The following is a 24,442-nucleotide window of genomic DNA, read 5'->3' as shown; positions in this document are numbered from 1 at the left end:
TGTCAGATAAGCCGCATGCGGAGGCACCATGAACGCTTCGCTGATTTACCACGTCACTTCAAGTCTGGATGGGTATATCGCTCGCCCTGACGGCCGACTCGACTGGTTCGATTCACTCCGTCAGGCGGATGAGGAATACAGCTTCCAGTATTTCTACTCGGGCATCGACGCCCTGCTGATGGGCCGTGGCACCTATGAGGCCCTGCTGGCGCGTGGCGGTTCCTGGCCTTATCCCGGCAAGCCTTGTGTGGTACTCACACGCCTCGCGCTACCACGCGCCGCCGATGAAATACAGCTCACCCATTGCACGCCCGCCCAGGCAGTGGCCGCACTCGAAGAGGCCGGCTTTCATCGCATCTGGCTGGTGGGCGGCAGTCTGCTGGCTGGCAACTGCTACACCGCCGGACTGATCGATGAAGTGATCATCAATCTGGCACCCCACCTGCTCGGCGCTGGCGTCCCAATGCTGGCTACGGGGATGGAACGCGGCCTGACGCTGAACGAGCAGCGACGCTTCAACAGCGGCACGCTGCAGTTGCACTATCAGGTGCAGAAACAGGCCAGCCAGCCCACGCAGATTCCGTCTCCACGCGTCAACGCGGCCTGATCAACGCTCGCGCTGTTGCTTGCGCAACAGCCGGGCGCTGTCCCACCCCACCAGCAGCACCGCCAGCCAGATTGGCAGGTAGGTCAGCCATTGCCCAGCATCGAAGCTCTCGCCCAACACCAGCAAGGCCACGGCGAACAACAGCACTGGCTCGACATAGCTGAGAATGCCGAATAGCCCCAGCGGCAGCAGCCGGCTGGAGGCCATATAGGCAGCAAACGCCAGCGTACCGATCAACGCCATACCCGGTACCAGCAGCCAGAGCGCAGGACGCCCATCGAACGCACCAGCCGGCCCGTAAGCGACGATCAGCCAGATCGCCAATGGCGCCAGCATCAGCATTTCCAGTACGAACCCGGACAACGCATCCAGGCGCATCCAGCGGCGCAGCATGAAATAAGGCGGATAGCCCAATGCCGTGATCAACGTCAGCCAGGAAAACGCCTGGGTGCGCCATAACTCGTGCAATACCCCAAGCATGGCGCAAGTCACCGCCAATCGCTGCAACGGACGCAGACGCTCGCCATAGAACAAGCGCCCAGTCAGCACCATCGCCAGCGGCAGCAGGAAGTACCCCATGGACACCTCCAGCATGTGCCCTGCCAGCGGCGCCCAGAGAAAGATCCCCCACTGCAGGCCGATCAGCGCTGCTGCCAACGGGCAGGTCGCCAAAAGAAGCGGCTCGCGACGCAGGCGCATGAAGCTCTCCCGCAGCAACCCGGTCTGCCGAGCCAACACCACCAGCAGCAATACCAGCGGAATCGACCAGAGCACTCGCTGGGCGAAAATCTGCACGCCATCCAGCGGCGCGAGCCACTGCACGTAACCGGGCAGCACCGCGAACAACACCGACGCTCCTACCGACAACGCTACCCCACGCCCCGACAGCTGCATCAGACAGCCCTCCCTTGCACTTGCCGCGTCCGTCCAAGCCTCACCAGTGGCAATGACGCAACGATCACCGCACCGCCCAGCGCCAGGCGTAGCAGATTCGCGTCGTGATTCCAGATCAACAGATTGACCAGCAGCCCCGCTGGCACCAGGGCATTGTTCATCACCGCCAGAGTGCCGCCATCGACCAGGCTGGCGCCCTTGTTCCACCAGTACAACCCCAGCCCCGAAGCGACCACGCCGAGCCAGCCGAGCACGCTCCACTGCAGCGCCGTGGCAGGCAAACGCTCGCCATTACCCAGCAGCAAGAAGGCCGGCAGCGCCACCAGCAGCGCCCCCAGATAGAAGAAGCCGAAGCGCTTGTATTGCGGCTCCGTCGACGGATGTTGACGCAGCAAGTGCTTGTACAGCACCTGCCCAGCGGCGAAGGTGAAGTTGGCGATTTGCAGCAGCACGAAGCCCAGCATGAAGCCGCTGCTGATGCCGTCATAGCGAATGATGCCGGCACCCAGTACCGCTACCACTGCTGCCACCAGGGCCCAGGGGTTGAAACGCCGATTGAGGGCATCCTCGATCAGCGTCACGTGCAGCGGCGTGAGGATGGTGAACAGCAGCACCTCCGGCACGGTCAGTACCGAGAAACTCAGGTACAGGCAGACGTAGGTGACCCCGAACTGCAGCGCCCCAATCAGCAACATGCCGCGTACGAAAGACGGTGCGTGGCCGCGCCAGCGGGTCAGAGGGACAAACAGCAGCCCGGCGATGACGATGCGCGTCAGCACTGCAAAATAGCTGTCGACCCGACCGGCCAGATATTCGCCGATCAGACTGAAGGAAAAAGCCCACAGCAGGGTCACGATCAACAGATAGCGCATGGTCACCTCAGGAACAGGCGGCGACCTTAGCGCGTTCATCGCAGGCGTACAATCGACGGCAGGCGAAGCCCGCCGGCCTCACGTGAAAGCCGTCGTCACCGGGCAAGAGCGCGTCGCTAGGTTCACGCAAAAAAGCCGGTCATTACTTGCGCAATGCCCGGCAGGAGCGCCCAGGAGCCCAGGCGCCAGGAGAGTTTCGGATCAGGCCACTTCAGCCAGCTTGGCCTTGGCCTGCGCCAGACCTTTTTCGCTGAACTCGGCGCCCATGTTCAGGCCCTCGGCATGGATGAACTGCACGTCGTGGATGCCGATAAATGCCAGTGCCTGACGCAGATAGGGTTCCTGATGATCCAGGCCGCTGCCGGCATAGATGCCACCACGGGCGGTGAGCACGAAGGCGCGCTTGCCAGTCAGCAGACCCTGCGGGCCGGTGTCGGTGTACTTGAACGTGACGCCAGCGCGCAGCACGTGATCCAACCAGGCCTTCAGGGTGCTGGGGATGGCGAAGTTGTACATCGGCGCAGCCAGTACCAGTACATCGGCGGCCAGCAACTCGTCGGTCAGTTGGTTGGAACGCGCCAGCGCGGCCTTCTCGGCCTCGCTCTGCTGCTCACTCGGCGTCATCCAGCCGCCCAGCAGGGTGGCATCCAGGTGTGGTACCGGATCGCTGGCGAGGTCGCGAACCTGAACCTGGTCAGCCGGATGGGCTGCCTGCCAGTTGGCGATGAATTGCTGGGTCAGGTCACGGGAAACCGAACCTTGTTGGCGGGCGCTGCTTTCGATAACCAGGACACGGGACATGTTTGAGACTCCATAGAAGTGGGTGAAGGTCGATGGAGCACAGACTAGATTCGCAACGATCGATTAAAAAGCGCAAATATCCGCTTACATATATCGACAAAGTTGATTTATGGAGACCCCGTGGCTAGGCTTTGCCTACTTGAGCCCGCAGGTCAGGCTGATTCGCAGGCGGATCACGCTACGCGTGAACTTGACGGTCATGTTGTTGCTGGCGCCAGGAGCCAGGACGGTGCGCCGGGTGCGCGGCGCCTCAGGACCATTGCGGAATACCGCTCTGCATTCGGCTTCGCTCTGACCGTAGTTGTAGAGCATCAACGCCGCCATGTTGTGGTCGATCTCTTGAGTGGTAGCAGAGACCTCGGCGCCGTTGAACTGCTTCTCCACCTCGATGGGATAGGCGTAGGCCCCCAGCGGCAGGCAAGTGAACAGCAGGCAGATTATTTTTTTCATAGGTGCTCTCCAACATGGGATCGCCAGTGTAAGTCGAGATCGTCGGCGATAACAGGTCGATACAGGCAGGATGATGTGATGAAAGCCCCCCGCGTAACCCTGGATCAATGGCGCACGCTGCAAGCCGTGGTGGATCAGGGCGGCTTCGCCCAGGCAGCCGAAGTGCTGCACCGTTCGCAGTCCTCGGTCAGCTATACCGTGGCGCGCATGCAGGAGCAGCTCGGCGTGCCACTGCTGCGCATCGACGGCCGCAAGGCCGTACTGACCGAAGCTGGCGACGTGCTGTTGCGGCGCTCGCGACAACTGGTCAAGCAGGCCAGCCAGCTGGAAGACCTAGCCCACCATATGGAACAGGGTTGGGAAGCCGAGGTGCGCCTGGTGGTGGATGCGGCCTACCCCACGGCCAATATCGTCCGTGCGCTGACCGCCTTCATGCCGCAAAGCCGCGGCTGTCGTGTACGCCTGCGTGAAGAGGTGCTGTCCGGCGTCGAGGAGGTGCTGCTCGAAGGTACCGCCGACCTGGCCATCAGCGCACTGAACATCACCGGCCATCTCGGTATCGAGCTCAATGAAGTGGAGTTCGTCGCCGTCGCCAACCCGGAACACCCGCTGCATCGCCTGCAACGCGAGCTGAGCTTCCAGGATCTGGAAGGCCAGATGCAGGTAGTGACGCGCGACAGTGGCCGTCTGCAGCCGCGTGATGCCGGCTGGCTGGGCGCGGAACAACGCTGGACGGTAGGCAGCCTGCCGACCGCGCGCACCTTCGTCAGCAGCGGCCTGGGCTTCGCCTGGCTGCCCCGCCACCTGATCACCCGCGAACTGCAGGAAGGTCAGCTCAAGCTTCTTCCGCTGACCCAGGGCGGCGTGCGCAAGCCCCGCTTCTTCCTCTACAGCAACAAGGATCGCGTGCTCGGCCCGGCGACACAGATCCTCATCGAACTGATCAAGAACTTCGATGCTGCGCCGCTGGACGCCGCCTTCGCCGCGCCACAGTCGCCCAACTGAGACCTGCCCATGCCCTACTTCGATAACGATGGCTGCCAACTGCATTACGAAGACTATGGCCATGGCACGCCACTGCTGCTGGTGCATGGTCTGGGCTCGAGCACGCGCGACTGGGAGTACCAGATCCCGGTGCTCAGCCAGCACTACCGGGTAATCGCGCTCGACGTGCGCGGCCACGGCCGCTCGGACAAACCCCGCGAGGCCTATCGCATTGCCGATTTTGCCAGTGATGTGGCCGCACTGATCGAGTACCTGCAGCTGCCGCCCGTGCATCTGGTGGGCATCTCCATGGGCGGCATGATCGGCTTTCAGCTCGGCGTCGACCGCCCCGAACTGCTGCGCAGCCTGACCATCGTCAACAGCGGCCCCGAAGTGAAGGCCAAGAGTGCACGGGACTGGCTGGAGATAGGCAAACGCTGGACGCTATCGCGCCTGCTCAGCCTGGAGACCATCGCCAAGGCGCTGGCCAAGCTGCTGTTCCCCAAACCAGAGCAGGCCGAATTGAGGCGCAAGGTCGAGGAACGCTGGCCGCAGAATGACAAGCGCGCCTACCTCGCCAGCCTCGACGCCATCATCGGCTGGGGCGTGCGGGAACGCCTCAATCGCATCACCTGTCCTACGCTGGTGATCACCGCGGATCGTGACTACACCCCGGTCGAACGCAAGCGCGAATACGTGGCAGAAATGTCCAACGCGCGCCTGCTGGTGATCGAAAATTCGCGCCACGCCACACCACTGGATCAACCGGAACACTTTAATAACGCCCTGCTCGCCTTCCTCGGCGAGACTGCCAACAAGGAAAACTGACCATCATGCTCAAGCAACTCGTTCTTGCCACTGGCGCCCTGCTGCTGTCGACCAGCCTGCTGGCCGCGGAAAACCCCAAGGTGCTGCTGACCACCAGCCTCGGCGAAGTGGAAATCGAACTGGCCGCCGACAAGGCGCCGATCAGCACGCAGAACTTCCTCAAGTACGTCGACAGCGGCTTCTATGCCGGCACCCAGTTCCATCGGGTAATCCCGGGCTTCATGGTTCAGGGTGGCGGCTTCGATGCCGAGATGCGCCAGAAGGACACCGATGCGCCGATCAAGAACGAGGCCGACAACGGCCTGCATAACGTTCGCGGCACCCTGGCCATGGCCCGCACCCAGGCTCGCGATTCGGCCACCAGCCAGTTCTTCATCAACCACAAGGACAACGCTTTCCTCGATCACGGCTCACGCGACTTCGGCTACGCCGTATTCGGCAAGGTCACCCGTGGCATGGACGTGGTCGACAAGATCGCCCAGGTGCCGACCGGCAACCGCGGCATGCACCAGAACGTACCGCGTGAGCCGGTGCTGATCATCGAAGCCAAGCGTCTGTAAGACACCACACAAAAGACAAAGCCGCCCATAGGGCGGCTTTCTTATTCGATCTTGCGAGCTAGAGCCTGTTTTTAACGCAGCAGGGCCGACGCGCAGCAGATCGACGGCTTACTTCTCGACGAAGGCACGCTCGATCAGGTAGTCACCCGGCTCACGCATACGCGGGGAAATCTTCAGACCGAAGCTGTCGAGCACTTCGCTGGTCTCGTCGAGCATGCTCGGGCTGCCGCAGATCATCGCGCGGTCGTCCTGCGGATTGATCGGTGGCAGACCGATGTCGGCGAACAGCTTGCCGCTGCGCATCAGGTCGGTCAGGCGACCCTGATTCTCGAACGGCTCGCGGGTTACGGTCGGGTAGTAGATCAGCTTGTTCTTCAGCGCATCGCCAAAGAATTCATTCTGCGGCAGGTGCTCGGTGATGAACTCGCGGTAGGCGACTTCGTTCACGTAACGCACACCGTGCACCAGGATGACCTTCTCGAAACGCTCGTAGGTTTCCGGATCCTGGATCACGCTCATGAACGGCGCCAGACCGGTACCGGTGCTGAGCAGGTACAGGTGCTTGCCAGGGTTGAGGTCATCGAGCACCAGAGTGCCGGTAGGCTTCTTGCTGATGATGATCTCGTCGCCTTCCTTGAGGTGCTGCAGCTGCGAGGTCAGCGGGCCGTCCGGTACCTTGATGCTGAAGAACTCCAGGTGCTCTTCCCAGTTCGGACTGGCGATGGAGTAGGCGCGCATCAGCGGGCGACCGTTGGGCTGTTGCAGACCGATCATCACGAACTGGCCATTCTCGAAGCGCAGACCCGGATCGCGGGTGCACTTGAAGCTGAAAAGGGTATCGTTCCAGTGGTGGACGCTGAGCACGCGCTCGACGTTCATGTTGCTCATGATGATTTCCTCGGAAAAGCTCGGGCACCAGGACGGCGCGATTGCGCGGCATTCTAATTGCGCCGAGAATATCTGTTAAGTGGGTTATTACGATATAGGTTATTGGTTATATCGATATGCGATTTACTCTCAGGCAACTCCAGGTTTTCGTTTCCGTCGCGCAGCACGAAAGCGTCTCGCGCGCCGCCGAATCCCTTGCTCTGTCGCAGTCGGCCACCAGTACCTCGCTGACCGAACTGGAACGGCAATCCGATTGCCAGCTGTTCGATCGCGTCGGCAAGCGCCTGAGCCTCAACGCCCTTGGCCATCAGCTGCTACCGCAGGCCGTGGCGCTGCTCGACCAGGCCAAGGAAATCGAGCGTCTGCTCAGCGGCAAGAGCAGCTTTGGCTCGCTGAACCTGGGCGCCACCCTGACTGTGGGCAACTACCTGGCCACGCTGCTGATCGGCAACTTCATGCAGAGCCACCCCGAATGCCGGGTCAGCCTGCATGTACGCAACACAGCGCATATCGTCCAACAGATCGCCCACTACGAACTTGATCTGGGTCTAATCGAAGGCGATTGCCAGCATCCGGACATCGAGGTTCAGCCCTGGGTGGAGGACGAACTGACGGTCTTCTGCGCGCCCCAGCACCCGCTGGCGAAACGTGGCAGCGCCACGCTGGAGCAGCTGACTCAGGAAGCCTGGATTCTTCGCGAGCAGGGTTCGGGCACCCGCCTGACCTTCGACCAGGCCATGCGTCATCACCCGCAAAGCCTGAACGTGCGCCTGGAGCTGGAACACACCGAGGCGATCAAACGCGCCGTGGAATCTGGCCTGGGGATCGGCTGCATCTCGCGCCTGGCTCTGCGCGATGCGTTCCGCCGCGGCAGCCTGGTGGCCGTGGACACACCCGAGCTGGATCTGCGTCGGCAGTTCTACTTCATCTGGCACAAGCAGAAGTACCAGACATCGGCGATGCGCGAGTTTCTCGAGCAATGCCAGGCGCTCACCGCCGGGGTCACACGTAGCGATGAGATCGTGCTGCCCCCCATCGTCTGAACTCAGCCCAGCAGGATCACCGCCCAGACCACCGCAATCATGCCGAGCGCGACGAACTGCGCGGCACTGCCCATGTCCTTGGCATTCTTGGAAAGTGGGTGACGTTCAAGGGAAATACGGTCGATTGCGGCTTCGATGGCCGAGTTGAGCAACTCGACGATCAGCGCCAGCAGACAGACCGCTACCATCAACGCCCGCTCGCCACGACTGACATCGAGCAGAAAAGCCGAGGGGATGAGCACACAGTTGAGCAGCGCCAGCTGACGAAACGCCGCCTCACCGAGAAAGGCGGCGCGTAAGCCGTCGAGCGAATAGCTGGCAGCGTTGAGGATACGTTTGAGGCCGGTCTGGCCCTTGAATGGCGACATGCAGCGCCCTGCCCCACGGAGGAAAGGCGCGCAGCTTACTGTATTGGCCGCCTTACTGCCCTGGAATCGATTCCAGCTGCTGCAACAGCAGGGCTGCCTGGGTACGAGTGCGCACGCCCAGCTTACGGAAAATGGCGGTGACATGAGCCTTGACGGTCGCCTCCGACACATTCAATTCATAGGCGATCTGCTTGTTCAACAGGCCTTCGCAGACCATGGTCAGCACACGAAACTGTTGTGGCGTGAGGCTGGCCAGACCGGCACTGGCAGCCTTGGCTTCAGCCGAGACTGGCGCGGCTTCCTCCGCCAGTTGCGGCCACCAGGTATCGCCGTCGAGCACCTGGCGAACGGCCTGCTGGATGATCTCCAGCGAACTGGACTTGGGGATGAAGCCACTGGCACCGAACTCGCGGGAACGATTGACCACCGAAGCCTCTTCCTGCGCGGAGATCATCACCACGGGAATCTGCGGGTATTGCCCTCTCAACAAGACCAAGCCGGAAAAACCGTAGGCACCCGGCATGTTCAGATCCAGCAGCACCAGATCCCAGTCGTTCTTCTCGGCCAGACAGGCCTCGAGCTCGGCGATGCTGGCAGCCTCCACCAACCGAACCTGAGGGCCCAGGCCCAGCGTCAGGGCTTGCTGCAACGCGCTGCGAAACAGCGGGTGATCATCGGCAATCAGGATTTCGTAGGCGGCCATTGACGGATCCTGTTCTTGTTATGGGTGGCACTGAAGTGAGTATGGCAGTGCTTTATTTGCCTGCTATCCGCTCAAGCCTGCGAATTTCAACGCGACAGGCTCCCCACACGGATCGACGGCGGCGCTCAGCATGCCGAGCGATGACGGGGTGGTCAAGCGCAATGCTTTGCGGCAGGATGCGCTGCTTTGTCCGCCGAGACTCCCAGATGCGAAGCCAAGCCCTGCGCGCCGACCTGTTGATGCTGATTACCGCGATGATCTGGGGAAGCGTGTTCGTCGCCCAGCAACTGGGTATGGAAAACATCGGCCCCTTCCTTTATTCCGGTCTGCGCTTCGTGCTCGCCAGCCTGGTGCTGATCCCGGTGATCCTCCTGATACAACGGCGCAGCCGGCAGCCGAGTCCGCCCCCTACTCGAGGGCTGCTGCTGGGCGGCGTCATCATGGGGCTGGCGCTGGCGATCGGTATCAACCTGCAGCAAGTGGGTCTGATGTTCACCACCGTGACCAACTCCGGCTTCATCACCGGCCTATATGTGATCGTGGTACCGCTGCTCGGTTTATTCATCGGCCAGAAAAGCAGCCTGGGCATCTGGCTGGGCGCCAGCCTGGCGGTCGTCGGCATGTTCCTGCTCAGCGTCGGCGAAGGTTTCACCGTGGCATCCGGCGACTGGCTGCAACTGGCTGGCGCCTTCGTCTGGGGCATCCATGTGCTGTTGGTGGGTTTCTTCGCCAGCCGTCACGATCCGCTGCGCCTGGCCCTGATCCAGTTCGCCACCTGCGCGGTGATCAGCCTGGCGCTGGCCCTGGTGTTCGAGACGGCAACGCTGGAGGGCATCCTCAAAGCCGGCCCGGCCATCCTCTACGGCGGCATTTTCGGTGTGGCGATCGGTTTCACCCTGCAGGTCATCGCCCAGCAGCACGCCATCGCCTCGCACGCTGCGATCATCCTCTCGCTGGAGGCCGTATTCGCCGCTATCGCCGGTGCCCTGCTGCTCGGTGAAATGCTGGAACTGCGCGGCTATCTGGGCTGCGCGCTGATGTTCGCCGGCATGCTTTTGGCCCAACTCTGGCCGAAACCACTGCCGATCGAACTCAGCGATACGCCTGCAAACGCTGGTGCAAAGAATCGTTGAGATCCAGCGGCAGACGTCGTTTGGCCGCCAGATAATGCTGGCTGAAAGCATCCAGGTAATCGTCCAGCGCCTCACAGGCGCGCAGGTCGCCGGCCAGCTCCAGGCACATGGCAGCCACCTCGGCAGTGCACAGGTGCTCGCCACGGGTGGAACGCCGCAGGCGATAGCGCGATAACTGTGCAGGCGTCAGGCTGAGCACCGGTAGCGCATCCAGATACGGGCTCTTGCGAAACATCTTGCGCGCCTCGGTCCAGGTGGCATCGAGCAGCACGAACAAGGGTCGTTTGCCGGGAGCCAGATTCACCTCCTCGACGACTCGCTGCGGCGCGACATATTCCCCCGGGAAGACCAGAAACGGTTGCCATTGCGGATCGGCCAGCAACGCCAGCAGCCCCGGTTCCACAGCCGTGCGCGTCCAGCCGAATGCATGGGTTTCGGGCACCACATCGGCGATCAGCCAGCCGGTGTTGCTCGGCTTGAGCGCCTCAATGTCATGCATCACCAGGCACATCCCGGCATTGGACTGTACCTGCGGACGCCAAGCGCACAGGCAATGGGTTGGCTGCACCCGGCAATTCGGGCAGCGCTCGGCGCGTGAGCCGCGGGCAACGAAGGGTTTCAGGCTGCGCGCCAGGCGTTCTGCGCGCAAACGGGCAACGGCATGTGGGGCTGGTTGAGTCATGGGAGGGGCGACAGCGAACGGGGGCGCGATTCTAGCACCCCCGCTCGCCACTCAGGCGGATCAGAACGTATGGTTCAGCGCCAGGCCGATGAAATGGATACGGGTCTCGTACTCGCCCTTGAAGTTGCCGCCATTGCCAGTGCAGCGCACGCCGCTGTCCTGATAAAGGCCACCGGAGCCCGGCACCCAGCCGGCCGGTGAACAACCATCCTGATAATCCATCTTGCCACTGGAGAACTGCACGTAGCTGTAGGCGAGGTCCACCGACGTATCGCGAGTGACCTTGTAGTTGGCCCCTAGCGACAGCCAGTAGCGATCCGCATCGGGAAAGGCCGGGTGGCGTAACTGTGGTGAATTGACCGGTGAGCGGTCATAGGCCACACCAGTACGCAGCAGCAGGTCATCGCTGTACTGGTAGTTCATGCCCAGGGAGATCTTGTAGCTGTCCTTCCAGTCCTGCTTGACGCTCAGATCGCCCTCGGTCACACCGTTGAAATAGGGATAGCCCGCGACCTGATCGATACCGATGCGCACTTCGTCGAGCCGCGAATGCCGGGTGAACGTCAGATCCGCCATCAGCGCCACCTTGTCGTTCAACTGGTGGAAGGCGTTGAACGAGAGCATCTCCGGCGTATCGATGGCAGTCTTGGCCTTGGAGTTGGGGTGCAGCCTGGAGCCGGCGAAATCGCCGGGGTTGATCCAGTTGTCCGGGTCAAGTATCTGGGCAAGATCATCTCGACTCGGCAGCAAACCACCGCCTAGATCAGTGTCAGGTGAAGGAACGCTGCCAGACACGTCTGCAAAACTCCATTTGGTCTCGCCTTCAAGAGTGTGGCGAATATTTGAACGGTACGACACACCAAAACGCGTCGACTCGGTCGGTTCCCACATATAGCCGATATTCCAGCCAAAACCCCAGTCGTCGCCCTTGACTCGAAAATAACCATCGCCCTCAACGTTGTCGGCAAAGTTCTGAGCCACACAATCGACGAAAGCATCACCAGACTGACCGTTACAGCTGGTGATCTCTCCAGGTACCGTCAGGCCACCATAAAGCAACGGGATGGTTATCTGTCCAATAGGCGAAGCGGCCAATTCCGTCAGACTCTGGTTCTCTTTGACGAACTGCCCGGCCAACTGCCGCGATGCACCTTTGACATCCGCCGCCCCGCGCTGGATCGACTTGATGTACTGCGCCGACACACCGAAGCCGATGCTGTGATGCTCATTGAAACGGAAGGAAATGCTCGGGTTGAAGGTCACGGTCTCCAGGCTTGCCGACTGGATGCCGTAACGTCCGGCCCAGTCCTCCTTGTAATCGAGTTTGGCACCGAACGGGGTGAAGATGCCAAGGCCGACCGTTATCTGGTCGTTGATCTCATGGGAGAAATAGAAATTGGGCGCGGCGGCGGCATCAGGCAGGAACTTGCCGGCATCCCCCGACACCGGATTGCCGAACACGTCGGTGCTACCCTTGTCCTCGTACTTGCCGTCCGGCAGCAAAATGCTCAAGCCGGAGGTCACCTGAGTGCCCTTGAGCCGGGCCAGGCCGGCCGGGTTGTAGAAAATGGTCGAGGGGTCGGCTGCCTCGGCGCCGTTGGCGTGCGCCGAACCCTGCGCCGCCACCGATTGCGAACCAAAGTGATAACCGGATGCCTGCACCTGCGCGACGGGCAAAACCAGTAAACTGCCGACCATCACACGCGATGGCCAGCGCCGAAAGAGTATTGTCATTGTTATTCTCCTGCACGCTGCTTCAACACCGCGCAGCGCAGCGATCACCCGCGACAGACTTCAGGCAGGTCTGCGCAGGCAACGTCCGACTGCAACGGCGGCTCAGTCTTGTGACGTGCAGGTTTGGCCGATGATCCCCGGCCTTTGGTCGTGGTGACGGACGGCGGCCAGAAGCCAGCATGTCCCTATCGGTAACACTTTGTTTCAGGCAGGCAACTGGCCATTAGCGCGAACATTCGCCCCGAAGCCCTGTCCAACCCTCGTCCACGCTTTCAGGAGTCACATTACATGCTGCGTTACATCCTCCCCGCTCTCGCGCTCAGCCTGATGCTTCCCACCGCCCAGGCAGCTTCGCTGAAGGAGATGGAACTGACTCGCACCCTGGAGCAAGTCGCTCGCCAGAGCAGCGAAGGCACGCCGCGGGCGATCAACGAGGACATTCTCGATCAGGGCTATACCGTGGAAGGCCACACCCTGATCAACCACCTCAGCGTGCGTGAGGCACATGCCGCAAAGATGCGCGGCAACCCCGACACCGTGCGTGCACAACTGGCAGCCAGCGTCTGCCGCAACCCGGGTTATCGCAACCTGCTGGCCAAAGGCGCACAGCTGCGCTACCAGTTCAGCGAATACCGCAGCAACCGCCCGGTTACCGTCGAAGTCTTCGACAAGAGCGACTGCGGCATTTGAAGTAACGCCCCGCTCAGTTCCTTTCCGCTCGCCGCTGCGCATCATCAGCGCGCAGTTCGGCGAGTAGCGCCTCCATATAGCGCGAACGACGCACGCCGCCCTCCAAGCGGCGCGTGCACTCATCCTGCAAGCTCAGTTGGTTGACCCGCGCTGCTTCTTGCAGCATGTGGTAAAGATCCGTATCGATCTCCAGCATCAGCTTGGGCATACCTGCCTCTCCCTTCACATTGCCCCATAAAACAGGCTCAGCGCAGAGAGCGAGGATCCCCCCTCCCTGCCAGAGCCGCCCGTTCCGCAGCCGTCAGCCAAGCATCGATCGATACGCCGAGTACCTCGGCGACGCTTTGCAACACATGCGCCCAACTGCAGCCATTGGCGAACAACATACCGGCATCGTCGAACGTGCCCCCCCGATTGCGGTAACCCAGTGCGCGACACGAAGCAGCATCACCCAACACCGTCGACAGATGCCCCAAGGCCACTTCCGGGCGCATGTGGCTGAGTAACACACGCCGCCGACAGGCCACGGGGAACAGCGCCTCACGCTGCGCAACACTGGCCAGGCTCGGTGCCTCCCAGGCATCACGCGGCGCACGAAAACGCCCCGGTTCCTGCAAGTAAATCAGACGCCAGGCCACAGCCTGCTCGCTCAGACGAACGGCAGCACGGCGCATCTCATTCAGTTGATAACTGCCACTGGCAATCAGCAGCACCGGCTCGCCTTCACCGTCGGCATCGACCAGTAGCGCACCATCGCGCGCCAGCTGCTTAGCCTGTTCGACCGTGAAGGTGCAGGGTTGTTCACGCTTGGCAACCACCAGGCAAGCCAGCCTGCCACGCTCCTGGTAGATCCCTGGCAGCAGCGCCAGCAAGGAATTGTGATCAGCCGGCAACAGCACACGCATGACATCGTGCATCTCGCCCAGCAGCGCCTCACAGAATGTGGTGTCCTGATGCGACTGCTGGTTCTTGCCGTTCTCCCAGGTGTGCGAAGTGGCCACCAGAGGCCAGCCCAGCCAGCCTGCCGGCCGCCCGGCCTCTTTCTGCTGGCGGGCGAAGATCAGGCTCTGGCGCACGGCACCGAGCATCTTCACGCAGAAGGCTTCGTAACTGGCCACCAGATTCAAGCCGCCCTGATTGGCCAGGCAGGCCGAAACCACAGCCTCTTCGTTGAGTGCGGTGATCACGGCGCCGTCGATCGCCTCCAGATCGTTCTCCGGCTGGCTGACACGGTGCTTGAGGGCCGCCAGCACGCCGCCCAGACGGTTGCTGGCCAACTCGTCCGGGTTGCCTACGCGCGGGCGCAACTGCGGGTTGAGGCGCACCAGATCGACGAAATAGCGATCCAGTGCGCTCATTGGCGAGCAAGCCTGGTCATGGAAGTGCAACGCAGGCTGCACGGGCAGCGCTGGATGACGCTGGGCCAGCGGGTTGTCACGTTCCAGCACGCGCCCATCCCGCGATGCGAACAGACTGCAGGCCTCGGACAGCGCCTGCGGCTCCACCCACAACGCCGCAGCATGCTTGTTGAACAATGCGCGCGCGTGCTCATCCTGTGCCGGACTGGCCGGCAAAGGCAGGTTGTGCGCAGCGTTGCTGCCGGCGCCAAAGAAGCCGTAGCCCTTGGTGGTTTCAGCGATGCCATAGGGCATCGGCAGGGGGTAGCCGATCAACTCGTTGTTCAACTCACCCACTCGGTGCGCCAGACGCTGCTCCATCTCCCATAAGGCGCAGACGAAAGCCGCTGGATCACGACCATCGAAGCTCAGAGGATCGAAACCACAGCCACGCAGATGCCGCCGAAAACCATCCAGCCCCTCCAGCGTCCCCAACTCGGTACGCTGCTCGATGCGGCGGCCGTTGGCGATCATCACCGGCAACGCCACACCACAGTCCTCGGCACGCCACCAGCGTGGCATCCAGTCACTGCCGCGCTGCTCCTCGGCTGCCCCATCGGAGAGAAACGCCACCAGCTTCTCGCCAGGCAAAGGCAGGTGGGCGTACTGCAATTCGGCAAAGCCCAGGTATCCGCCCTCGGCGATGCCGCCTGCGGTGTGTGGGTTGACGTGACTCCCCAGCGGTACACCAGCGCTGCCGTCCGAAGCCTGGGCATAGCTGTAGAAGTCGGCGGCTAGGCGGCTCATACCGGCTTCATCGCAGCCGTAACGAGCGGCCTGCTCTGGATGCTGATTAGCGGTCAGCAGGTTCAGCGCCTCGATCGCCGCCACGCAATGCCCCTGCCCCATCAGCCAGCCGCGGGTCTCGCCAGTCAGCGCATTGAGCGCCAGATAGCCTGCATAGGCCGGCACCATGTTCAGCGCGCCGCCCGTATGCCCTTCCGGCACAGACTTGAAGTCATCGGCTTGCAGCGGCTGGCCGTCGAGCCGAACGCGCCGGGCATAGGTCATGTGTACCACCAGCCACATTCCAGCCGCGGTCAACGCATCCAGCGCCAGCATGCGTCGGTAGACGCTGGGCAGGTCAGGCTGTGCACCGCTCTGCACCAGTTGATGAGCGAGTCGAAAGACCGCCGCGCAAGTCTGCGGACTATGCTGAATAGGCCCATGGCCTTTGCGCCAGCGCGCGAAGTCGGGATAGCGCTGGGCATGCCCAGCCAGAGTGGCCGCGTCGGGGAGTAACTGAGTCATCGGTGCGCTCCTGAAGGTTCGCCGCCAGTCTAGGCACCTGGGAAATGCGCCGGCTGATCTGCATCAAGGCCTGCCGTGGAGAGATGCGGCAGACTCGTTTCATTACCACGACAAGGATAGACCCATGGCCCTGCTCACCTTCATCGGCGCGATCCAGCAAGTCACCGGCTCCTGCTACCTCGTGGAAAGCCGCGACGGAGCCAAGGTGCTACTCGAATGCGGCATGCACCAGGGCCGTCGTCAGGAAGAGGATCAGAACCGCAGCAGCTTTCCCTTCGACCCAAGCAGCCTGGATGCCGTGGTCATCTCCCATGCGCATCTGGATCACAGCGGCCTGCTACCGCGTCTTGTGGCTGAGGGTTATCGCGGCCCGATCCATGCCACCGACGCCAGCTGCGAACTGCTCGAACTGATGCTGCTGGATTCTGCCTTCCTGCAGGAGAAGGACGCCGAGTGGGAAAACCGCTGGCGAGCGCGCCAGGGCAAACCGGCGGTTCAACCGCTATACACCATCGCCAATGCCGAGCAGGCACTCAGCCAGCGCCGACCACATGCCTATGGTGAGCCGGTGGAAGTGGCCAAGGGCGTGCAGGTCACCTTCCATAATGCCGGCCATATCCTGGGGTCGGCTATCGTCGAGATGCAGGTGGAGGATCACCACCTGCGCCGCCATCTGGTGTTCTCCGGCGACCTGGGCAATACCTGCTCGCCGCTTATGCAGCCGCCTGTACAGCTGAGGCAGGCGGACGTGCTGCTGATGGAGTCGACCTATGGCGACCGGGATCATCGCCGCAGCGACGAAACCCTGGAAGAGCTGGCGGATATCCTTCAACAGGCCCACAGGGAAGGTGGCAACGTGCTGATTCCGTCGTTCGCCGTCGGTCGCACCCAGGATCTGATCTACTACCTCGGCCGCTTCTACCAGGAAGGCCGACTGCCGCAACAGGCGGTGTTCCTCGACAGCCCCATGGCCATCCGCGCCAACGCCATCTACAGCCGCTTCCACGAACAGTTCGCCGCCGCCGATCGCGCGGCGCTGGCAGCCAAAGGGGTCAAGCGCGTCGAAGACTGGCTACCGATACTGCGCTGCACACCAACGGCCGATGAGTCGATGGCGATCAACCGGATCAAGAGCGGCGCAATCATCATCGCCGGCGCCGGCATGTGCAACGGCGGGCGTATCGTCCATCACTTCAAGCACAACCTCTGGCGCGAGAACTGCCACCTGGTGTTCCCCGGCTTCCAGGCCAAGGGCACGCTCGGCCGCCTCATCGTCGACGGAGCCGAAACGGTCAAGGTGCTGCACCAGCGCATCGCGGTGAAAGCCAAGGTGCACACCCTCGGTGGGTTTTCCGCACATGCAGGCCAATCGCAGTTGCTGGACTGGGCCAGCCAGTTCGAGCATCACCCCGAGCTGTATCTGGTGCATGGCGAGCTGGAAAAAATGCAGGCTCTGCAGGAGGCACTGCGCGAGCGCCTGAACTGGATCGCCAACATTCCCGAGCCGGGTGAGCAGATCGCCCTGTAATCGGCGCTTAGAATCTGTTCACGATCTTGCGAGCTAGAGTTATACAAGGCAAAAACAGGCGAGGACGCGCAGTTTACGAGTTGTAAATGAGCAGTCCGAGCCTGTTTTTAACGCAGTAGAACCGACGCGCAGCAGATCGTGAACAGGTTCTTACGAAAAGGTGGCAACGAAACGGCAGCCGGCTCTGTGGCAAGCTGCTTAACACTCCATAATCAAGGAACCGGCCAATGCGCGATGCCCTGAAGCGTCTCGCTGGCCAAGAAGAGGAGAGTTTCCATGCCCTATGAAGCGGACGACTACCTGTCGCGCCACGTACAAACCAGCGAAGTCGACCTGAGCAGCAAGGTGGACGAGTTGGTGGCACTGGCAGCGCCGGGCAACAGCCCCAACCTGCCGCTATACCGGGAAATGCTCAGCACCGTGATCCATATGGCCCAGGCGGATCGCAACCGCTGGGATGCCAAGATCATGATGCAGACCCTGCGTGAGATGGAGCATGCCTTCGGCGTGCTGGAACAGCTGAAGCGCCGCCGCAAGGTCACGGTATTCGGCTCGGCACGCACCCCCGCCGATCACCCGCTGTACCAGCAGGCTCGTGAACTTGGCGCATTACTGGCACGCCGCGACCTGATGGTGGTCACCGGCGCAGGCGGCGGCATCATGGCGGCCGCCCACGAGGGTGCTGGCACGGAAAACAGCCTGGGGTTCAATATCACCCTGCCCTTCGAACAAGCCGCCAACGCCACAATGCGCGGCAGTCACCATCTGCTGTCGTTCCACTTCTTCTTTCTGCGCAAACTGTTCTTCGTCAAGGAAGCCGATGGCCTGGTGCTCTGCCCCGGTGGCTTCGGTACCCTCGACGAGGCACTGGAAGTACTCACCCTGATCCAGACCGGCAAGAGTCCGCTGGTGCCAGTGGTATTGCTTGATCAGCCAGGCGGCAGCTACTGGGAAGATGCCCTGGGCTTCATTCGCCGGCAGCTTGGCGACAACGGTTACATCCTGCCCACCGATCTCAACCTGATGCACCTGGTCTATAGCGCCGAGGAAGCGGTGGATGAAATTGCTCGTTTCTATCGCAATTTCCACTCCAGCCGCTGGCTAAAGGATCGCTTCGTGATTCGTCTCAACCACCCGCTGAACGACGCGGGCCTGGCGAAACTGCACAGCGACTTCGCCATGCTGTGCAAGGAAGGCGGCTTCACTCAGCAAGCGCTTTGCGAACAGGAGCGCGACGAGCCTGAGCTGAGCAACCTCACCCGCCTGGCTTTCGCCTTCAATGGTCGCGACTACGGACGCCTGCGTGCGCTGCTCAATGCGGTCAACGAACCGGAGAATTGGGCGAGCTGAACCAGCACACGTAGCGTAGCCCGGATGCAATCCGGGAATGGTGGACAGGCACTGCCCCATTTAGAGCAAGAAGCCCAGCATTGGCTGGGCTTCTTTTTGATGGCTAGCGTCAGGCGTTACCGGCGACTTTCATCCTAGCCGCCTGGGTAAAATCGAGCATGCGCTTGAGCGGTTTGACCGCCCTGGGAATCAGCGCCGGGTCGACGTGTATTTCACCCGTGCCCTCACGCAAACCGGCCAGCACGCGTTCCAGCGTGTTCATCGCCATCCACGGGCAATGCGCGCAGCTGCGGCAGGCAGCGCCATTGCCAGCAGTCGGCGCCTCGATGAAGGTCTTGTCCGGGCACAGCTGCTGCATCTTGTAGAAGATGCCGCGATCCGTGGCGACGATGAACGTGGAATTCGGCAGGGTCTGCGCCGCCTTGATCAGCTGACTTGTGGAACCAACGGCATCTGCCAGCTCAACCACGTTCTGTGGCGACTCGGGGTGTACCAGGATGGCGGCATCCGGGTACAGCGCTTTCATATCCAGCAACTGCTTGGATTTGAACTCTTCATGAACGATGCAGGCGCCGTCCCACAGCAACATGTCGGCACCGGTCTCGCGCTGAATATAGTTGCCCAGGTGCTTGTCCGGTGCCCAGAGAATGGTCTCGCCGTTGTCCATCAGACTCTCGACGATCTCCAGCGCGCAGCTGGAGGTCACCACCCAGTCGGCACGCGCTTTTACCGCGGCCGAGGTATTGGCATAAACCACCACGGTACGCTCCGGGTGCTGATCGCAGAAAGCCGAGAATTCATCGACCGGACAGCCCAGATCCAGCGAGCAGGTCGCCTCCAGCGTCGGCATCAGCACACGCTTTTCCGGGTTGAGAATCTTCGCCGTCTCGCCCATGAATTTGACCCCGGCCACCACCACGGTCTGTGCCGGGTGCTGGTTACCGAAGCGGGCCATTTCCAGAGAGTCGGAGACGCAGCCACCGGTTTCCTCGGCGAGCGCCTGGATTACCGGATCACAATAATAGTGCGCCACCAAAACGGCGTTCTGCTTCTTCAGTTCGGCGGCAATTTCGCGACGGTAGAAGGCTTCCTCCTCGATCGTCAGCGGCTTGGGCTGCTTGGCATCGAGGTGGGCTTGAACGAGGAGTCGTTCGGAAATTTGCGTCATATCATCAGGCTCTGATTATTTTTTCAGCGCGTGAAGTATACCGCCCATCCCCACGGCACAGTTAGATGACGAGATGCCGGCTCCGGCCATTATCCAGACCCGCATCATTTCGCGAAACGCAGAAACGAAAAAACCCACCATGAAGGTGGGCTTTGGAAGGTTGGTGGGTCGTGTAGGATTCGAACCTACGACCAATTGGTTAAAAGCCAACTGCTCTACCAACTGAGCTAACGACCCAACGCGAGGCGCATGATACTGATTTAATTCAGGAAATCAACACTTCGCAAAATTTTTTTCAGAAGTAGCGGGTGGCATCAGGCACACCAGCGGCGATGAAACCAGCCGCACGCAGGCGGCAACTGTCGCACTTGCCGCAGGCTCGGCCGTCGTCGTCAGCCTGGTAGCAGGAGACAGTCAGCGCATAATCCACGCCCAGGCGCATCCCTGTTTCGATGATCTCGCCCTTGCTCATCTGCTGCAGCGGCGCGCGAATGGTAAAGCCCTGCCCCTCCACGCCAGCCCTGGTCGCCAGATTGGCCATACGCTCGAAGGCGTCGACGAACTCCGGACGGCAATCGGGATAACCCGAGTAATCCACGGCATTGACGCCGATGAAGATCTCTCGTGCCTCCAGCACCTCGGCCCAGCCCAGCGCGAGCGCCAGAAACACCGTGTTGCGTGCTGGCACGTAAGTCGAAGGAATGCCCTCGGTGGGTGATTCAGGTACTGCGATACTGCTGTCGGTCAGTGCCGAGCCGCCAATACCATTGAGATTCAGGCCGATCACCTTGTGCTCGACCACACCCAGTTGCTTCGCCACGCGCTCGGCCGCCTGCAACTCGGCGCGATGGCGCTGCCCGTAATCGAAACTCATGCTGTAGCAGCTGTAGCCTTCAGCCTTGGCCATCGCTACCACGGTGGCCGAATCCAGACCGCCGGAAAGGAGGATTACCGCTTTTTTCTCGCTCATGCTCAATGTCCCGGCTCGTCGTTCCAGAGAATCTTGTGTAGCTGCAGTTGCAGGCGTACTGGCAGGTTGTCCGCGATGATCCAGTCGGCCAGTGCACGGGCATCGACCTGCTGGTGGCTGGGCGAGAACAGCACCTCGCCGGCACGCGCGGCCAAGTCATGCTCGATCAGCTTGGATATTGCCCAGTCATAATCCTCACGCGAGCAGATGACGAACTTGACCTGGTCATTACGAGTCAGCCACTGAATATTCTCGTAGCGGTTACGCTGCACTTCGGCCGAACCAGGTGTCTTCAGATCGAGCACCTTGCTGACCCGCGAATCGACCGCCGACACATCAAGCGCGCCACTGGTTTCCAGCGACACCTCGAAGCCGGCATCGCACAGACGCGCAAGCAGGGGAATGCAGTTGGGTTGAGCCAGCGGTTCACCGCCGGTAACGCAGACGTAGCGTGGCCTGTAGGCGGCCACCTGGTCGACGATGCTGTCCAGGGTGACGATTTCACCACCGCTGAAGGCATAGGCAGTGTCACAGTACTGACAGCGCAGGGGGCAGCCGGTAAGGCGTACGAATACCGTCGGCAAGCCGGCGGTACGCGTTTCCCCCTGCAACGAGTAGAAAATCTCGGTGATGCGCAGGGTTTCTTGCATGGTAGCCACGGGCGTGATGACGAAACAGGCCATCCGCCTCCGTTGCGTTAAAAGACAGGAACACAGGCCTGAGCCCGCATTCGACAAGACGTGTAGGCAAGGACATCAGCCGAGCTGAAACCGCGCCCGCCACGCGAACAGACATTCTAATTGAAGTAACCGAATGGCGGATAAGAAAAACCCGCGACAAGCGCGGGTTCGTTCTTCGAGTCAGGGCTTACAGGCGCTGTAGATCACGCTGCGCCAACTGGGCGGCCGAGCTACCCGGATACTGCGCGATAACCTGCTGAAGAATACCGCGCGCCTTGTCGTTGTGACCCAGACGACGCTCTACATCAGCCAGCTTGAACAGCGAATCCGGCACCTTGGCGTGGCTCGGATAACCTTGGCTGACCTTGGCAAACGCTTGACCAGCCGCTTGCAGATCACCTTTGGCCAGGTTCACTTCGCCCAACCAATACTGCGCGTTGCCGGCGTACTGACTATTGGGATAGCGGTTGAGAAAGGCGGTGAATGCCTGCGACGCCTTATCGAAATCCTTGGCCTTGATCAGGTCAAAGGCGGCGTCGTAATAGAGTTTTTCCTTGGCCGGATCACCCGGCTCGGCGCTGGCCTGCTGCTGCGCGGCAGGCGGCGTCGGAGTGCCACTGGCGTTTATCGCGCCATCGGCTGAATTCTGTGCGGGAGCTCCACCGACGGCGGCACCGGAAGAAATACGTTGATCCAGATCCTGGTAACGCTCCAGGCCTTCCTGCTTGAGGCGCTGGATTTCATTTTGCTGCTCTTCAACCATGCCACGCAGTTGCGCAATTTCCTGCTGCATCTGCTCGAGCTGGTTGAACAACATACCCTGCGCAGAAGCGGGCGCTTGCGCACCCGCTCCGGCGTAGGAGCCGGCCGTACCATAACCTGCCGGTGGATAGCTGCTGCCCTGTTGCATGGAGCTGCTTTCCAGTACGGGAACCTCCGCCATTGCCGCGAGCGGCAAGGCGAGCGTCAGAAGGGTCAGGATACGGCGGCAATCACGCATGGCAGCTTACTTACGCAGCTCTACGCGACGGTTCTGGGCCCAGGACTGCTCGTCGTGGCCAGTGGCAACCGGACGCTCTTCGCCGTAGGAAACCAGTTCCAGCTGAGCCGGGGAAACGCCCTGCAGAACCAGGTAGCGTTGAACGGCCTTGGCACGACGCTCGCCCAGAGCCATGTTGTACTCACGGGTACCGCGCTCGTCAGCGTGGCCTTCCAGGACGACGCGAGCGCCGTTGCCTTTCAGATCCTTGGCGTGTACGTCCAGAGCGCGCATGGCTTCGGCTTTCAGGTCGGAGCTGTCGTACTCGAAGTAGAAGGTGGTGATAGCGCGCAGAGCAGCTTCTTCGCTCAGGCTGCCGTCAACAGCGCCAGTGTTGGCACCGTAGCCAGCGTTCGGGTCGACAGCGCCTTCGCCAGCAGCGTCGCCGCCTTTGGAGGAGCAACCTACGGCAACGGCGAGAGCCAGGGACAGTGCAGCGAACTTACCGAATTTCAGCATTTCCATCATGTAACTCCTAATGAACCCCAGTTGTGTTAAGCAAAAATGGTGTAGCGCCGCATCAGTTCAGGTAAGGGGACCAAGAAGGCTCTCGAACTTCGCCTTGAGCGGTAGGAAGAGGGAGCCTTACGCGACCATTGGTGGACGCCAACATCAAGACTCCCCGACCCTGATGGCGGGTGGCGTAGATTAGCATGGTGCCATTGGGCGCAACAGTGGGCGACTCATCCAAACTTGTGTCTGAAAGTATGCGCAGACGGTTGGTTTCCAGATCCTGGGCAGCCACCTTGAACACGGTGAAACCGTCCTGGCGATGAATCATCACCAGCGTCTTCTCGTCAGCCGACAGTTTCGGGTTGGCGTTGTAGTTACCGACGAAGGTCACTCGCTCCACTGCCCCGCTATTGATGTTGGTCTTGTAGATCTGCGGCTTGCCCGCACGATCCGAGGTGAAGTACAGCGTCTGACCATCCTTGCCCCAGAAGGGTTCGGTATCAATGGCGTAATGGTTGGTGATGCGACGAGTCTGTCGGCTACCCATGTCCATCACATAGATTTCCGGGTTTCCGTCTTTGGACAGTACGAATGCCAGGCGGCTGCCATCCGGCGACCAGGCCGGAGCGCCGTTGAGGCCTTCGAAGTTGGTGATCTGCTCGCGACGGCCAGTATCGATGTGCTGCACGAAGATACGCGGACGACGCTGCTCGAAGGAGACGTAGGCGATGCGACGGCCATCAGGGGCGAAGGACGGCGACAGAATCGGTTCACGCGACTGCAGCAGGGTCACCGCACGGGCACCATCGTAATCGGAGCGCTGCAAGGTGTAACGGGTGTTGTTGACGCCCATACGCTCGGCCGTGACGTAAAGCAGGCGCGTTGAGAATGCCCCCTTCACGCCAGTCAGCTTCTCGAACGACTGGTCGGCGATGTGGTGAGCCATGTCACGCAGTTGATCAGTGCCACCACCGACGTTGCCGGTCATGACCTGCTGCTCGGTGTTGACGTTGAACAGCGCGTATTGCACTTGCAGACGACCACCGTTGGGCACCATGTTGCCCACCAGCACGTACTGAGCGCCGAGCGCTTTCCAGTCGCGGTAGATCACTTCGCTGGCCTGGCTCGGCAAGCTGATCATGTTCTGCCGTGGAATGGGCTCGAAGTAACCGGAGTTGCGCAGGTCATTGCCGATGATTTCGGCCATGTCCTCGGGCAGCACCGAGCCGCCCTGCCAGCCGAACGGCACGACGGCGATCGGGGTAGCGCGGTCAGCACCTTGGGAAATCACCAGCGGGTCGGCCGCCTGGACGCTACCGACCAGCATCACCAACCCCAGCAGGGCGGTACGAATCAGGGTATTCACAGA

The 24,442-nt window shown here is 61.4% G+C and carries 26 protein-coding genes and 1 tRNA gene; 9 read left to right on the top strand and 18 right to left on the bottom strand.

Features of this window, described 5'->3' with window-relative positions:
• Positions 1–28: 28 nt before the first annotated feature.
• Positions 29–607 (top strand): dihydrofolate reductase family protein, encoded by a 579-nt coding sequence (locus HS968_RS07555; RefSeq protein WP_182370782.1) that lies wholly within the window; start codon positions 29–31, stop codon positions 605–607.
• Here HS968_RS07555 and rarD read toward each other — a convergent pair whose 3' ends face one another.
• The 4 genes from rarD to HS968_RS07535 form a co-directional block, all read right to left on the bottom strand.
• Positions 608–1,501, bottom strand: a complete 894-nt coding sequence (gene rarD, locus HS968_RS07550) for an EamA family transporter RarD (protein ID WP_182370780.1) — start codon at positions 1,499–1,501, stop codon at positions 608–610.
• Positions 1,501–2,373, bottom strand: coding sequence for a carboxylate/amino acid/amine transporter (locus HS968_RS07545; protein WP_182370778.1), 873 nt, complete (start codon positions 2,371–2,373; stop codon positions 1,501–1,503). Before HS968_RS07545 ends, rarD begins: the two co-directional genes overlap by 1 nt.
• A 201-nt stretch (positions 2,374–2,574) precedes the next feature.
• On the bottom strand, positions 2,575–3,174 hold the full coding sequence (locus HS968_RS07540; RefSeq protein ID WP_119693560.1) for an FMN-dependent NADH-azoreductase: 600 nt from the start codon (positions 3,172–3,174) through the stop codon (positions 2,575–2,577).
• A gap of 135 nt (positions 3,175–3,309) precedes the next feature.
• A complete protein-coding gene (locus tag HS968_RS07535) occupies positions 3,310–3,624 on the bottom strand; it encodes a 3-phosphoglycerate kinase (protein ID WP_106739358.1) in 315 nt (104 codons plus the stop codon).
• A 78-nt stretch (positions 3,625–3,702) separates the two neighbouring features.
• Here HS968_RS07535 and HS968_RS07530 point away from each other — a divergent pair, with 78 nt between their 5' ends.
• Genes HS968_RS07530 through HS968_RS07520 form a run of 3 tightly spaced genes read left to right on the top strand, consistent with a single transcriptional unit; the run spans position 3,703 to position 5,996 of the window.
• Positions 3,703–4,629, top strand: coding sequence for a LysR family transcriptional regulator (locus HS968_RS07530; protein ID WP_106739357.1), 927 nt, complete (start codon positions 3,703–3,705; stop codon positions 4,627–4,629).
• Positions 4,630–4,638: 9 nt separating this feature from the next.
• Positions 4,639–5,436 (top strand): alpha/beta fold hydrolase, encoded by a 798-nt coding sequence (locus tag HS968_RS07525; protein WP_182370776.1) that lies wholly within the window; start codon positions 4,639–4,641, stop codon positions 5,434–5,436.
• 5 nt (positions 5,437–5,441) lie between these two features.
• Positions 5,442–5,996, top strand: a complete 555-nt coding sequence (locus HS968_RS07520) for a peptidylprolyl isomerase (RefSeq protein WP_182370774.1) — start codon at positions 5,442–5,444, stop codon at positions 5,994–5,996.
• Positions 5,997–6,104: 108 nt separating this feature from the next.
• Here the strand turns inward: HS968_RS07520 and fpr are convergent, their stop codons facing one another.
• Positions 6,105–6,884, bottom strand: a complete 780-nt coding sequence (gene fpr / locus HS968_RS07515) for a ferredoxin-NADP reductase (RefSeq protein ID WP_119693556.1) — start codon at positions 6,882–6,884, stop codon at positions 6,105–6,107.
• A gap of 116 nt (positions 6,885–7,000) precedes the next feature.
• On the opposite strand from fpr, the gene HS968_RS07510 reads away from it, so the two are divergent.
• Complete coding sequence (locus HS968_RS07510) at positions 7,001–7,927, top strand: LysR family transcriptional regulator (protein WP_119693555.1); 927 nt, start codon at positions 7,001–7,003, stop codon at positions 7,925–7,927.
• 2 nt (positions 7,928–7,929) lie between these two features.
• Here the strand turns inward: HS968_RS07510 and HS968_RS07505 are convergent, their stop codons facing one another.
• Positions 7,930–8,295 (bottom strand): diacylglycerol kinase, encoded by a 366-nt coding sequence (locus HS968_RS07505; RefSeq protein ID WP_182370773.1) that lies wholly within the window; start codon positions 8,293–8,295, stop codon positions 7,930–7,932.
• A 52-nt stretch (positions 8,296–8,347) separates the two neighbouring features.
• A complete protein-coding gene (gene erdR / locus HS968_RS07500; protein ID WP_179624229.1) occupies positions 8,348–8,998 on the bottom strand; it encodes a response regulator transcription factor ErdR in 651 nt (216 codons plus the stop codon).
• A 206-nt stretch (positions 8,999–9,204) separates the two neighbouring features.
• Between erdR and HS968_RS07495 the strand changes: the two genes are divergently transcribed.
• The gene (locus HS968_RS07495) at positions 9,205–10,131 is read left to right on the top strand and encodes a DMT family transporter (RefSeq protein ID WP_182370772.1); all 927 of its coding nucleotides are present in this window, start codon (positions 9,205–9,207) and stop codon (positions 10,129–10,131) included.
• On the opposite strand, the gene HS968_RS07490 is transcribed toward HS968_RS07495, so the two are convergent.
• Together HS968_RS07490 and HS968_RS07485 are read right to left on the bottom strand one after the other, a co-directional pair.
• The gene (locus tag HS968_RS07490; protein WP_182370771.1) at positions 10,091–10,813 is read right to left on the bottom strand and encodes a tRNA-uridine aminocarboxypropyltransferase; all 723 of its coding nucleotides are present in this window, start codon (positions 10,811–10,813) and stop codon (positions 10,091–10,093) included. The genes HS968_RS07495 and HS968_RS07490 overlap by 41 nt on opposite strands.
• Positions 10,814–10,873: 60 nt before the next feature.
• Complete coding sequence (locus tag HS968_RS07485) at positions 10,874–12,547, bottom strand: OmpP1/FadL family transporter (RefSeq protein ID WP_182370770.1); 1,674 nt, start codon at positions 12,545–12,547, stop codon at positions 10,874–10,876.
• A 288-nt stretch (positions 12,548–12,835) separates the two neighbouring features.
• Between HS968_RS07485 and HS968_RS07480 the strand changes: the two genes are divergently transcribed.
• Positions 12,836–13,237 carry a quorum-sensing-regulated virulence factor family protein gene (locus HS968_RS07480; protein ID WP_119693549.1) on the top strand — a complete coding sequence of 134 codons (402 nt, stop codon included), beginning with the start codon at positions 12,836–12,838 and terminating at the stop codon, positions 13,235–13,237.
• Positions 13,238–13,250: 13 nt separating this feature from the next.
• On the opposite strand, the gene HS968_RS07475 is transcribed toward HS968_RS07480, so the two are convergent.
• Together HS968_RS07475 and HS968_RS07470 are read right to left on the bottom strand one after the other, a co-directional pair.
• Complete coding sequence (locus HS968_RS07475) at positions 13,251–13,445, bottom strand: hypothetical protein (RefSeq protein ID WP_119693548.1); 195 nt, start codon at positions 13,443–13,445, stop codon at positions 13,251–13,253.
• A gap of 37 nt (positions 13,446–13,482) precedes the next feature.
• Complete coding sequence (locus HS968_RS07470; protein WP_182370769.1) at positions 13,483–15,885, bottom strand: phosphoketolase family protein; 2,403 nt, start codon at positions 15,883–15,885, stop codon at positions 13,483–13,485.
• Between the two features lie 124 nt (positions 15,886–16,009).
• Between HS968_RS07470 and HS968_RS07465 the strand changes: the two genes are divergently transcribed.
• Together HS968_RS07465 and HS968_RS07460 are read left to right on the top strand one after the other, a co-directional pair.
• Positions 16,010–17,413: an MBL fold metallo-hydrolase RNA specificity domain-containing protein gene (locus tag HS968_RS07465; RefSeq protein WP_182370768.1), complete on the top strand. Its 1,404-nt coding sequence runs from the start codon at positions 16,010–16,012 to the stop codon at positions 17,411–17,413.
• A gap of 276 nt (positions 17,414–17,689) precedes the next feature.
• Entirely contained in the window at positions 17,690–18,763 is a 1,074-nt protein-coding gene (locus HS968_RS07460; RefSeq protein ID WP_182370767.1) for an LOG family protein, read from the top strand.
• A 109-nt stretch (positions 18,764–18,872) separates the two neighbouring features.
• Here the strand turns inward: HS968_RS07460 and nadA are convergent, their stop codons facing one another.
• From nadA to tolB, 7 genes are all read right to left on the bottom strand, one after another.
• Positions 18,873–19,931, bottom strand: coding sequence for a quinolinate synthase NadA (gene nadA / locus HS968_RS07455; RefSeq protein ID WP_182370766.1), 1,059 nt, complete (start codon positions 19,929–19,931; stop codon positions 18,873–18,875).
• 161 nt (positions 19,932–20,092) lie between these two features.
• Positions 20,093–20,168: transfer RNA gene (locus HS968_RS07450), tRNA-Lys, on the bottom strand.
• 58 nt (positions 20,169–20,226) lie between these two features.
• Positions 20,227–20,901, bottom strand: a complete 675-nt coding sequence (gene queC, locus HS968_RS07445) for a 7-cyano-7-deazaguanine synthase QueC (protein ID WP_182370765.1) — start codon at positions 20,899–20,901, stop codon at positions 20,227–20,229.
• A 2-nt stretch (positions 20,902–20,903) separates the two neighbouring features.
• Positions 20,904–21,551, bottom strand: a complete 648-nt coding sequence (gene queE / locus HS968_RS07440) for a 7-carboxy-7-deazaguanine synthase QueE (protein WP_182370764.1) — start codon at positions 21,549–21,551, stop codon at positions 20,904–20,906.
• Positions 21,552–21,768: 217 nt separating this feature from the next.
• A complete protein-coding gene (gene ybgF, locus HS968_RS07435; protein ID WP_182370763.1) occupies positions 21,769–22,581 on the bottom strand; it encodes a tol-pal system protein YbgF in 813 nt (270 codons plus the stop codon).
• 6 nt (positions 22,582–22,587) lie between these two features.
• Complete coding sequence (gene pal / locus HS968_RS07430) at positions 22,588–23,085, bottom strand: peptidoglycan-associated lipoprotein Pal (RefSeq protein WP_182370762.1); 498 nt, start codon at positions 23,083–23,085, stop codon at positions 22,588–22,590.
• A 55-nt stretch (positions 23,086–23,140) separates the two neighbouring features.
• Complete coding sequence (gene tolB / locus HS968_RS07425; protein WP_182370761.1) at positions 23,141–24,439, bottom strand: Tol-Pal system beta propeller repeat protein TolB; 1,299 nt, start codon at positions 24,437–24,439, stop codon at positions 23,141–23,143.
• Positions 24,440–24,442: the final 3 nt, after the last annotated feature.

Source organism: Pseudomonas berkeleyensis, from assembly GCF_014109765.1.
Lineage (GTDB): Bacteria > Pseudomonadota > Gammaproteobacteria > Pseudomonadales > Pseudomonadaceae > Aquipseudomonas > Aquipseudomonas berkeleyensis.
Note: the sequence above shows the minus strand (reverse complement) of the source record. Positions and strands in the feature narration are given on the sequence as shown.